This is a genomic window from Janthinobacterium sp. Mn2066 (assembly GCF_049319705.1).
Taxonomy (GTDB): Bacteria; Pseudomonadota; Gammaproteobacteria; order Burkholderiales; family Burkholderiaceae_D; genus Janthinobacterium.
The window spans coordinates 35,937-47,935 of the sequence record NZ_JBMOUF010000021.1 but is presented as its reverse complement, the minus strand read 5'-3'; the positions used below and the strand labels follow the sequence as shown (position 1 = coordinate 47,935).

Genomic DNA, 11,999 nt, shown 5'->3' with positions numbered 1-11,999 from the left:
ACTTTTAACACAGAGGAGTACAGCATGGATCTGATCTTGTGGCGACATGCAGAAGCCGAACCGGGCATGCCCGACCTGGAGCGCGCCTTGACGGCCAAGGGGCAAAAGCAGGCGCGCCGCATGGCCGACTGGCTCAATTCGCAGCTGCCCGACAATTGCCGTATCCTCGTCAGCCCGGCCCTGCGCACACTGCAGACGGCCGAGCCGCTGGGCCGCAAGTTCAAGCTGGTGCCCGAACTGGCGCCCGGCGCAGAAGCGGAAGACATCCTCAAGGCCGCCAACTGGCCGGGCAACAAGGAAACCGTGCTCATCGTCGGCCACCAGCCCACCCTGGGCCAGGCCGCCGCCCTGCTCTTGACGGGCGAAGTGCAGGACTGGGAAATGCGCAAGGCCAGCGCGTGGTGGTTTTCACAACGCGAGCCGGGCGACGCGCTCAGCGTTTATCTGAAAGCCGTGATGGCGCATGACCTGGTGGTCAAGTAAGGCATATTCAAACAGGGAAATGCCCAAGGCCAGCGCAAGCATGGACAGGTTTTTACAACGCGAGCCGGGCGACGCGCTCAGCGTTTATCTGAAAGCCGTGATGGCACATGACCTGGTGGTCAAGTAATGCATATTCAAACAGGGAAATGCCCAAGGCCAGCGCAAGCATGGACAGGTTTTCACAACGCGAGCCGGGCGACGCTCTCAGTGTCTACCTGAAAGCGGTGATGGCGCATGACCTGGTGGTCAAGTAAGGCATATTCAAACAGGGAAATGCGCAAAAATGCGCTGGGACAAATACTGGCGGGATTTACAACAAGCTGGGCTTGTAAAGTACTAACGATCTGCTAGAGTTTAATTGCGTCAACTACGTGTTGGAGCGCTGCTCTGACACCTTGAGCAACCCAGCGGGCGGCCGCCCAACAGCGGCTGAAACATCATGTCCATGTCCATCTTGCTAGTGTTTCTGTTTATCGCCATCTTCGCCGCCATCATCGGCTTCATCGCCTTTGAACTGATCGAGGAAATGCGCGGCAGTCGTCACAAACTGGTCGACCGCTACCACGAGTAGCGCACACATCGGCAATATCGAATGGCGCCAGCGACGGCATCACCGTCTCTCGCGCCATCCTTGTATTTAGAGCCTATCCCATTAGATGAATACACCCCCTGCAGGCGCCCCTCAGAAGCGGGGGCGGTGTTGCTCGTCGTCGCATGGCCAGCCATCCATCCCCCTCACGCCTTGTCCGCGCTCCCGATGCGCTGCCCGCAGAAGACGCTCACTACTGGGAAAGGCTCTTACACCCCGGTTTTGAACTTCGTATAGATCCGCGTCATCAGGCGGCGGATATCGGCCGTGGTCGCTTCCGGTGCCGCCATGCGCTGCTTGTCGGCATCGGGCAGGAAGATGGCCTTGTTCTCGCCAATATCCTTGCGCACATACTTGATGCTCGATGGATTCGGATTGGCGTAAAACACCTTGTTGCTCAGGCTGGCATGCACTTGCGGACGCAGGATGTAGTTGATGAACAGGTGCGCATTGTTCGGATGCGGCGCATCGGCAGGAATGGCCATGGTGTCGAACATCAGCGCGGCCGTCTTCGGCACCAGCACCTGGATCACATTGCCATTCTTGGCATCGATGGCGCGCTGGCGGGCGATATTGATGTCGCCGGACCAGCCCAGCGCCACGCACACGGCGCCATTGGCCATGTCATTGATGTATCCAGACGAGCTGAACAGGGTCACGTAAGGACGGATGGCCTGCAGCACCTTGCCCGCTTCCTGGTAGTCGGCAGCCGACTTTGAATAGGCTGGCTTGTTCAGGTATTGCAACGCGGCCGGCAACACTTCGGACGGCGAATCGAGGAAAGACACGCCGCAGGACTTCAGCTTCGAGGCATATTTCGGATCGAAGACCAGGTCCCAGGCATTGTCGGGCATGGGTAAATTGCCCAGCGCTGCCTTGACCTTGTTGACGTTGATGCCGACCGTGGTGTATCCCCACAGCCAGTCGACCAGGTAGTCATTGTTCGGGTCGATCTTCGACAGCTTGGCTTGCAGCGCAGGGTCGAGGTTGCCCAGGTTGCTCAGCTTGCTCTTGTCGAGCTTGCGCAACAGGCCGGCATCGATCTGCAAACGCGCCCACTGGGCCGTCGGCACGACGATGTCATAACCGGACTTGCCCGCCACCAATTTTGCATTGAGGATTTCATTGTTATCGAAAACATCATAGCGCACCTTGATGCCGGTTTCCTTCTCGAAATTCTTGATCGTATCGTCGCCGATATAGTCCGACCAGTTATAGATGTTCAAGACTTTTTCTTCCTGGGCGTGGGCAGGCAAGGCCAGCACGGCCGCCGCCAAGGCCAGGGCCGTGCTCATTCCCAGTGCTACGCGCCGTCCAACTTGCCATGTGCTTGCCATATCCCAACCTCCAGGTAAATTCAGAAAATACTGCGCATGATAGCAACAAGGGCGCAATCAGGTCCAGCCTGATTGCGCCCTTGCTTTACATTATCACGACGTTAGCTTACGCCAACACAAGACAGCGTAAAACTGGGGTCAGACCCGACGGGTCTGACCCCGGCATTGGCCGCTGGGGTAAAAATTACACCTTCTCCAACCCCACCGTCGCCGAACCAAACGTCAGCGCGCCGTTCTGCGCATCGATGCGGATCTCGTCTTTCGGACCAAACTTGCCTTCCAATATCAGCCGCGACAGCGGATTTTCGATCTGCTGCTGGATCGCCCGTTTCAACGGCCGTGCACCGTACACGGGGTCGTAGCCGGCTTCGGCGATCTTTTGCAGCGCGGCGTCCGTGATGCTCAACTGCATGTCCATGCGGGCCAGGCGCTCTTCGAGGATTTTCAGCTGGATCTTGGCGATCGCGCCGATATTTTTCTCGTCCAGGCCATGGAACACCACGATTTCATCGATGCGGTTGATGAATTCGGGACGGAAGTGCGAGCGCACCTCGGCCATCACGGCCAGCTTGACGACACCGGGATCATCGCTTTCCATCGCCTGGATTTTATGCGAACCCAGGTTCGAGGTCATGATGATGACGGTATTCTTGAAATCGACCGTGCGGCCCTGCCCGTCCGTCATGCGGCCATCGTCGAGCACTTGCAGCAGCACGTTGAAGACGTCGGCGTGGGCTTTTTCCACTTCGTCCAGCAGGATCACGCTGTATGGCTTGCGGCGCACCGCTTCCGTCAGGTAACCGCCTTCGTCATAGCCCACGTAGCCGGGCGGCGCGCCGATCAGACGGGCCACGGAATGTTTCTCCATGAACTCGCTCATGTCGATGCGTATCATCGATTCTTCCGTATCGAACAGGAAAGTCGCCAGCGCCTTGCTCAGCTCGGTTTTACCGACACCGGTCGGCCCCAGGAACATGAAGGAGCCATACGGGCGGTTCGGATCGGACAGGCCCGCGCGCGAACGGCGGATGGCGTCGGCCACCGCATTGATCGCCTCGTCCTGGCCGACCACGCGCTCATGCAGCTTCTCTTCGATATGCAAGAGCTTGTCGCGTTCGCCCTGCATCATGCGCGAGACGGGAATGCCCGTGGCGCGCGACACCACTTCGGCGATTTCCTCGGCGCCCACCTGCGTGCGCAGCAGCTTCGGGTGGCCGGCATCGACCTTGGGCAGGCCGCTGTCGGCTTGCTTGAGCTGTGCTTCCAGCTGCGGCAGCTTGCCGTACTGTAACTCAGACACCCTCTGCCAGTTGCTTTCGCGCGTGGCCTGCTCCATCTGCAGCTTGATCTGCTCGATTTCTTCCTTGATGTGCGTGCTGCCCTGCACCACGGCTTTTTCGGCCTTGAGGATTTCCTCGTAATCGTTGTACTCGCGCTGCAGCTTGACGATTTCCTCGTCGATCAGCCCCAGGCGGCGCAGGGACGCCTCGTCCTTTTCCTTCTTGACGGCCTCTTTCTCGATCTTCAGCTGGATCAGACGGCGTTCCAGCTTGTCCATCACTTCCGGCTTGGAATCGATCTCGATCTTGATCTTGGCCGCCGCTTCGTCGATCAGATCGATCGCCTTGTCCGGCAGGAAACGGTCGGTGATGTAGCGGTGCGACAATTCGGCCGCCGCGATAATCGCCGCATCCGTGATTTCCACCTTGTGGTGCAGCGCATATTTGTCTTGCAAGCCGCGCAGGATGGCAATCGTCGCCTCGACGGTGGGCTCGTCAACCAGTACTTTCTGGAAACGGCGTTCGAGCGCCGGATCTTTCTCGATATATTTGCGGTATTCGTCCAGGGTGGTGGCGCCCACGCAATGCAGCTCGCCACGCGCCAGCGCGGGTTTGAGCATATTGCCGGCGTCCATCGCGCCTTCGGACTTGCCCGCGCCCACCATGGTGTGCATTTCATCGATGAAGACGATGGTTTGCCCTTCATCCATGGCCAGTTCCTTCAGCACGGCTTTCAGGCGCTCTTCGAATTCGCCGCGGTACTTGGCGCCGGCCAGCAAGGCCGCCATGTCCAGCGACAGTACGCGCTTGCCTTTCAATGACTCTGGCACTTCGCCATTGACGATGCGCTGCGCCAGGCCTTCGACGATGGCCGTCTTGCCGACGCCCGGTTCGCCGATCAGCACGGGATTGTTCTTGGTGCGGCGCTGCAGGATCTGGATGGTGCGGCGGATTTCATCGTCGCGGCCGATCACCGGATCCAGCTTGCCCTTGCGCGCCCGTTCCGTCAGGTCCAGCGTGTATTTTTTCAGCGATTCGCGCTGGCCTTCGGCCTCTTGCGAATCCACTTTATTGCCGCCGCGCACGGCCTCGATGGCCGAGGCCAGCGCCTTGCGGGTCAAGCCGTTTTCGCGCGCCAGCTTGCCGCCGTCAGACTTGTCTTCCGTCATGGCCAGCAAGACCATTTCGCTGGAAACGAACTGGTCGCCCGCTTTTTGCGCTTCCTTGTCGGCCAGGTTCAGCAGGGCCACGAATTCGCGGCTGACCTGCACGTCGCCGCCCGTGCCCGACACCTTGGGCAAGCGCTCCATCGATGCCGTCAGCGCCTTGGACAGGCCGCCCACGTTGACGCCGGCGCGCTGCAGCAGCGAACGGGCGCCGCCGTCGTCCTGGTTCAACAGGGCCGTCAGCAGGTGCACGGGTTCGATATAGGGATTGTCGTTACCCACGGCCAAGCTTTGCGCGTCGGCCAGGGCTTCTTGCAGTTTGGTGGTTAGTTTATCTTGTCGCATGTAAAGCGCTCCCGAATTAATTAGTTATGTAACAAATTGGGGTAAGGCGGCACTTTTCAAGCATACACAAACAAACTCATTACTGCGCTGACACAACTTTCAGTTGTGCGGCAGTGATTTGATACGATTCAGTTTGCCTTTTTCGACCATTTGGACAAGGCGTTCTCATCGCTAACACGGGCGTCAACCCAGCGCGCACCGGCCGGCGTGTCTTCCTTCTTCCAGAACGGCGCTTCCGTCTTCAGGTAGTCGATGATGAATTCGCAGGCGGCGAAGGCCTCGCCCCGATGCGCGGCCGAAACCGCTACCAGCACGATCTGCTCCTGCGGCTTGAGCGGACCGACCCGGTGGATCACCAGCCCACCAGCCAGCGGCCAGCGGACGCTGGCCTGGGCCAGGATGGCTTCGATGGCCTTTTCCGTCATGCCCGGATAATGCTCCAGCTCCATGGCGGCCACGTCCAGGCCATCGTTCAAGTCGCGCACGGTGCCGACAAAACCGACCACCGCGCCCACCTTCGGATTGCCCGCACGCAAGTTTGCGATTTCTTGACTCAAGTCAAAATCGGCTTGCTGTATGCGGACACTGAAGGGAGCGCTGGCACTCATTTTGCGCCACCACCGATGCGGCGCAGCAAGGCTTCGATGCGGCTGGCCGTGCGCACGTCGCTCAATGCAGGAATCGCGCACAGTTGCATCAGCTGCGATACTTGCGTGAGTGGCTTCTGGCCCGATTTCAGCGACGATTGCAGTACTTCCACCTGCATTTTCAGACGGTCACGCGCATATTCGGCGCCGCTATCGACACCGGCCACGATTTCCAGACGCAACACTTCTTCCTGCAAACGGGGCAGGTTTTCCTGCAATTGACGGGCGTAGGCGGCGCGACCATCGCTATCGAGTGCAGCTTGCGCAGCGGCAAAACGCTGATGCAGGCTGCGTTCGTAGTGGGCGTCCAGCGGCGGCAAGGCGCTCCAGCGCTCGCCCCAGGCCTGCGCTTGCGCCTGCTCGCCGCCATCGCTGAGCGCCGCTTCCAGCGCCTGGCACAGACGCAGCTTGTCGCGCAGGGCATTGGCTTGTGCAGCGCCGGCGCGCTCGGCGATGGCGTCTGCCTGGGCTTGCACAGCAGCAACGGCAGCCTGGTAGCGCTGCTCGATCTTGCCTTCGCTGGCGCGCGGCACGGGGCCGGTGGCGTTCCAGGCGGCGCGTGTATCGCGCAGCAATTGATGGATGGCGGCCGTGCGCGATTTATCGTCGCCGTCCGGAATCACGGCCGTTTCCAGGCTGGCACACAGCGCTTCGCGTGCATGCAGGTGTTCACGGCGCTCATGGTCGGCCGCATGCGCGGTTTCCTTGCGCTTGGCAAAGATATCGTCGCACGCGGCGCGGAAACGCTGCCACAGCGCCTGCTCGGCGCGGCGTTCCAGCGGCAAGGCCTTGGCCAGTTCCTGCCATTTGTCCTGCAGCGCGCGCAGCATGTCGACCGTATTGCGCTCGGACGGTTTCAGCAAGCCCACTTCGACGATCAATTGTTCGCGGCGCGCCGTTTCGATCTGGCGCTGGGTTTCCAGCGGTTTCGACAAGGCGTCCAGGGCCGCGCCAAATTCGCCATCCAGGCGTTTCTTTTCCTTGCGGTCGATGGTGCCCAGACGGGTCCAGGCCTGGCGCACGCGCTGCGAGGCGGCAGCGACCTGTTTCCAGTCCGTGCTTTGCTGCGCGGCCAGGGCCGCCGTTTCATTGATCAATTCCTGCGCCTTGGCGGCATTGCCCTGGCGCTCTTCGGCCAGTTGCTTGAAATGCTGGGCGGCAGGCGCATACGCCACGCTGCAGGCGGCGTCAAAACGTTCCCACAAGGATTTCGGCGCCGGGCCGGACAAGGTGTCGAGCGACTTCCAGCGCTCGCGCAAGCTGCCCACTTTCTTGGCCAGTTCGCTCATGGCCAAGCCTTGCGACGGCAATTCCTCGCCGGCCTTGACCAGTTCTTCGCGCGAGACGTTGCCGCCCCAGCGCGCCCAGTCGGCCAGGCGCTTGAATTCGGCACGCACATGGGCCAGGCGGTCGGCCTGGGCCGGCGTCAAACGGCCATGTTTGCTGTCGCGCAAAGTCTTGTCATGCTCGGACGCCACATGCAGCAAACCATCCTGCAACGCGGCTTCCATGCCATCGAGGGCCTTGAAGAATTGTTCGCTGGCTTCTTTCGGCGGCAAGGCACGCTCTTCTTTCACTTTGCGCGGCGCCGCTTCTGCCGCTGGCGCAGGCGCTGCTGCGGGCGCAGGCGCGCTGGCCAGCAGCGCTGCAAATTGCTGCTGCAAGCTGTCCGACAACGGCGATTCAGGCAAATGCGGCAGCGCTTGCCATGCCCGGCGCAAGGCGCCGGCATCGAGGGTGGCGCTGTCTTGCGCCTGCCATTCCTGCAGCGCAGACTGGCGCGCATCGAACGCGGCCTGGTGTTGCTGCAAGCCTTGCAGAGCGGCCTGCGCCTGGGTCCGGGCTTCGGCGAAATCGGTCAACAGGTGCTTCGGCAGCGACGCGCGCTCGGGCGACAAGGCGTGCTGTCCATGCTCGGCATCGAGACGCTCCAGCGCCTGCGCCAGCTCGGCAGCAGTACCGCCGGCCGCCGCCAGGCGGCGCGCGGCGGCCACCGCATCGATCACGGCGCGCTGCAGGGCTACTTGCGCTTCCAGGCGGGCCGCCAGCGCGGCGCGCGCGGTGTCGAACGCAGCCGCCAGTTCCGGCGTGGACTGGATCACTTGCCACAGGCGGTCCAGTTCGGCCACCTGGTTGGGACTGAGTTTTTCGTCGTGCAGCAAACGCTGCGCCGTGTCGATGCTGGCCTGGGCGCGCTGGGTTTCCGCCGTCAGGTGGCGGATCAGGTCGATGCGGCCCTGCATCAGCTTGGCGACGCGGCGGTCCGTGTTGCGCATGGCTGCATGGACTTTTTCCAGCAGGGGCAAGGCATGGATGTGTTCGGCCGCGATCAAACGGGCGTCGGCAAATTCGCTGGAAATGATGAACTCGGCGGCGGCGGCTTCATTGCCAGCCACGGCCTGGGCGCGCGCCACTTGTTCGGCGCGGCGCGATGCGCTCTGCGCCGTGGCGGCGACTTGCTCTGCCACTACTGGATCCGGTTCGGAAGACTTGCTGGCAGTGCGCTTGAAAAGGAATTCGAACATGACGGGTTTCGCGTGGATCAAAACCAACATCATAACAAAGCCGGGGGCATTGCATCGGACAGCACCACAGTCGTTATCAAACAGGCATGATCAATATTTTCCCTATGAGAGATTGCACGATGGGTAGCCCTCGCCCCTGCTTCAGGCCCGCGCCCTGCATGCCAAGCCAGTGCCCACTTCGGGCACAACAGGCTTGGGTGCGGCAAAGGGCAAGACTTGCGCCTTGCTGCGGCGGTCTTCCTCGGCGCGCGCATCGTGGACCAGGAACTGGTAGGCGATGGCAAACCAGGCTTCGCCGACGATCACCTTGCGCGCCAGCGCGAACAATTCGCGCTCTTCTTTTTCCAGCCGCGCCAGCAACGCCTGGCAAAAGGCATCGATGCTGGCCCATAACACCTCAACCTGCGCTTCGATCTGCGCTTCCATCTGCTGCGACATGTTGATGGCGGCGCCGGCACCCTGCTGCACGGTATTGACGCTTTCCAGCGCCGCATGCTGCAAGTGGTTGAGTTCGGCGATCAAGCCATCGGCGTGTGGCGTGGCCTGGCGGATCGCAGGAATCAGATATAACTCGACCTTGCGCCAGTAGCCGCTTTGATAAAGCCGGTTCAGCCAGTCGGCCGCGTATTGCCACTGGACCAAAGTCAGCTGGTTTTGATGGCGCAATTGGGTATGCAACTGCGTATGCATGTATTTTTGAAACGCCAGCAGGCTCACGCGGATGCTCGCCTGTTCAACCGATAAGGAAACCAAAGCATATGTTGCCGTTAGCATGCACTCACTCCCAAAATGCGCCCGAAATACGATTGATATCGCAATCTGAAAGTGAAAGTGTAAAGACTGGCGTTAAGGGCGGGTTTGATCCTGCGCAAACCCGCAGCAAGCTTCAAGTACGGCGCAAGCCGATGTGCAAATTGACCACGCCAGGCTCTTCCGACGGGCTGACCTCGCCGCCAAAACTTTTTACCAGCCGCTGCATGCCCTTGTTGCGCGCCATCGCCTCGCCCACCAGCGCTTCCGTGCCGCGGCTGCGGAAATACTCGACCAGCTTTTCAAACAGGATATGGCCCAGCCCCTTGCCCTTCAGCGCCGAGCGCACGGCGATGGCGAAGTCGGCCGTAATATTGTCCGGATCGGCCACGGCGCGCACCACGCCCAGGGTTTCCGGCTGGCCGTCCGGCCCCGTGTGGGTGGCGATGAATGCCATGGCGCGGTCGTAATCGATCTGCGTCAAGCGCGCCAGCTGCGATAGCGGCAGCTCGCGCATGGACGTGAAAAAGCGCAGGCGCACATCGTCCGGGTCCAGCGCGTGGAACATGGCCAGGTGCTGCGGCGCGTCTTCGGGCCGGATCGGGCGCAGCAGGATGGGATGGTCCATCCACGTCACCCACTGTTCCAGTTCCTGCGGATACGGACGGATCGCCAGGCGGTCGCTTTTCTGCCCCGGCTGCAGCCGGATGCGCGCGTCGAGCGCGATCACGCCATGCGCATCGGCCACCAGCGGGTTGATGTCGAGCTCGGCCAGTTCGCCGATATCGGCCACCAGCTCGGCCACCTGGATCAGCGCATGGCAGATGGCGTCGAGATTGGCGGCCGGCTGGCTGCGGTAGCCGGCCAGCAGTTTCGACACGCGGGTGCGCGCCAGCATGTCGCGCGCCAGGGCCATGTTCAGCGGTGGCAGGCCGATCGCATGGTCGGCCGTCACTTCCACCGATAATCCGCCCTGCCCCACCAGGATCACGGGACCGAAGGCGGCGTCGGTGGTCACGCCGATAATCAATTCATGCGACTGCGGCCGGCGCGCCATCTGCTGCACCGTAAAGCCATCGATCTGTGCATCGGGACGCATGCGCCGCACGCGTTTGAGCATCGCGGCGGCGGCCGTGCGCAGGATATCCGGCGTATCGAGATCGAGCGCCACGCCGCCCACGTCCGATTTATGAGCGATGTCGGGCGAGTGGATCTTCAGCGCCACCGGGTAGCCGATGTCTGCCGCCACCGCCAGCGCCTCTTCCACGTCGGCCGCCATGCGCGTGCGCGCCACGGGGATGCCGTAAGCCGCCAGGATTTCCTTCGAGCGGCATTCGCCGAGCACCGTCTGGCCGGCCGCCAGCGCGGCGGCGACAATCTCGCGCACGCGGGCGCGGCGCGGCGTGGCCGACATGGGCAGCTGCGCCGGCACCTGCATCAGGGTTTCCTGGTTGCGCCGGTACTGCACGATCTGCATGAAGCCATGCACGGCCTTTTCCGGCGTGTCGTAGGTGGGGATGCCGGCCCGGTTGAAGACCTGCCGCGCGGGCGACACCACGCTGCCGCCCAGCAGGCAAGTGAGCACCGTGCGCGAAGTGGCCTTGATCAGCGGCGTGACGGCCTCGGCGATGTCCACCGACGACACCATGGCCGTGGGCGCATGCAGCAGCAGCAAGGCGTCGGCCTGCGGTTCGTCGAGCAGCGGCTTGATCGCGCCCACGTAGCGCTGTACGGGCGCGTCGCCGGCCAGCCCCACCGGGTTATCGTGCGACCAGCCACGCGGCAGCGCTTTTTCCAGCGCAATCACGGTATCGGGCGACAGTTCGGCCAGGGTGCCCCCGCTGCCCACCAGCGCATCGGTGGCCATCACGCCCAGGCCGCCGCCATTGCACAGGATCGCCAGCCGTTCGCCGCGCTGGGCGCGGATATGCGTGAGCGTTTCGACCGCATCGAACAATTCCTCGGCCGAATACACGCGCAGCATGCCGGCGCGCCGGATGGCGGCATCATAGACGGCGTCGGAGCCGGCCAGCGCGCCCGTATGCCAGGCCGCCATCGCCGCGCCGGCCGCCTCGCGCCCCGCCTTCAAGACGATCACGGGCTTGCTGCGCGCCGCCGCCCTTGCGGCCGACATGAATTTGCGCGCCGCCTGGATATCCTCCATGTACAGCAAAATGGCGGCCGTATCGGCGTCGCCCGCCAGGTAGTCGAGCAGGTCGCCAAAATCGACGTCGGCACTGCCGCCGAGCGAAATGAACCTGGAAAAACCCACCCCATGTGCATGGGCCCAATCGAGCACGCCCGACACCAGCGCCCCCGATTGCGAGATAAACGCGATCTTGCCCGGCGTGGCCGCCACGTGCGCAAAACTGGCGTTCAAGCCCAGCTTGGGCACCAGCAAGCCCATGCTGCCCGGCCCCAGGATGCGCAGCAGATGCGGCTTGGCTGCCTTCAGCATGGCCAGTCCCAGCTTGCCATGCTCCGCGCCGCCATCGAGGCCGGCCGTCATGACGATGGCCGCGCGCGTGCCCAGCGCGCCCAGCTCGCGGATCAGGCCAGGGATGGTGGCCGGCGGCGTGCAGAGTATCGCCAGGTCCGGCGCCTTCGGCAACTGCGCCAGCTTGCGGTAGCACTGGCGGCCCTGCAATTCATCATACTTCGGGTTGACGGGCCAGACTTCGCCCTGGAAACCGCCGCCCAGCAGGTTGGCCAGGGTGATGGCGCCCAGGCTGTGCTCGCGCGCAGAAGCGCCGACCAGGGCCACCGAGGCTGGCTTGAACAGCTTGTCGAGATTACGGATACTCATAGTGGCCTCATGGGCGTATGGCGCCTGGAATAATGTCAGGGGCAGTGTATAGGATGCACAGCCAAAAACAC

The 11,999-nt window shown here is 62.4% G+C and carries 8 protein-coding genes; 2 read left to right on the top strand and 6 right to left on the bottom strand.

From position 1 onward, the window contains the following. Positions 1–24 precede the first annotated feature (24 nt). On the top strand, positions 25–483 hold the full coding sequence (gene sixA / locus ACL9RI_RS27250; RefSeq protein WP_422729578.1) for a phosphohistidine phosphatase SixA: 459 nt from the start codon (positions 25–27) through the stop codon (positions 481–483). Between the two features lie 439 nt (positions 484–922). Next, positions 923–1,054, top strand: coding sequence for a hypothetical protein (locus ACL9RI_RS27245; RefSeq protein ID WP_260174053.1), 132 nt, complete (start codon positions 923–925; stop codon positions 1,052–1,054). A gap of 227 nt (positions 1,055–1,281) precedes the next feature. Here the strand turns inward: ACL9RI_RS27245 and ACL9RI_RS27240 are convergent, their stop codons facing one another. From ACL9RI_RS27240 to ACL9RI_RS27215, 6 genes are all read right to left on the bottom strand, one after another. Further along, the gene (locus ACL9RI_RS27240; RefSeq protein WP_422729577.1) at positions 1,282–2,409 is read right to left on the bottom strand and encodes a polyamine ABC transporter substrate-binding protein; all 1,128 of its coding nucleotides are present in this window, start codon (positions 2,407–2,409) and stop codon (positions 1,282–1,284) included. Positions 2,410–2,593: 184 nt separating this feature from the next. Beyond that, positions 2,594–5,200, bottom strand: coding sequence for an ATP-dependent chaperone ClpB (gene clpB / locus ACL9RI_RS27235; protein WP_422729576.1), 2,607 nt, complete (start codon positions 5,198–5,200; stop codon positions 2,594–2,596). Between the two features lie 128 nt (positions 5,201–5,328). Then, on the bottom strand, positions 5,329–5,808 hold the full coding sequence (locus ACL9RI_RS27230) for a molybdenum cofactor biosynthesis protein MoaE (protein ID WP_422729575.1): 480 nt from the start codon (positions 5,806–5,808) through the stop codon (positions 5,329–5,331). Continuing rightward, positions 5,805–8,372 carry a DUF349 domain-containing protein gene (locus ACL9RI_RS27225; RefSeq protein ID WP_422729574.1) on the bottom strand — a complete coding sequence of 856 codons (2,568 nt, stop codon included), beginning with the start codon at positions 8,370–8,372 and terminating at the stop codon, positions 5,805–5,807. The genes ACL9RI_RS27230 and ACL9RI_RS27225 overlap by 4 nt, the downstream gene beginning before the upstream one ends. 141 nt (positions 8,373–8,513) lie before the next feature. Further along, on the bottom strand, positions 8,514–9,146 hold the full coding sequence (locus ACL9RI_RS27220; protein WP_422729573.1) for a hypothetical protein: 633 nt from the start codon (positions 9,144–9,146) through the stop codon (positions 8,514–8,516). A 112-nt stretch (positions 9,147–9,258) separates the two neighbouring features. Further along, positions 9,259–11,928, bottom strand: coding sequence for a GNAT family N-acetyltransferase (locus ACL9RI_RS27215; protein ID WP_422729572.1), 2,670 nt, complete (start codon positions 11,926–11,928; stop codon positions 9,259–9,261). Positions 11,929–11,999: the final 71 nt, after the last annotated feature.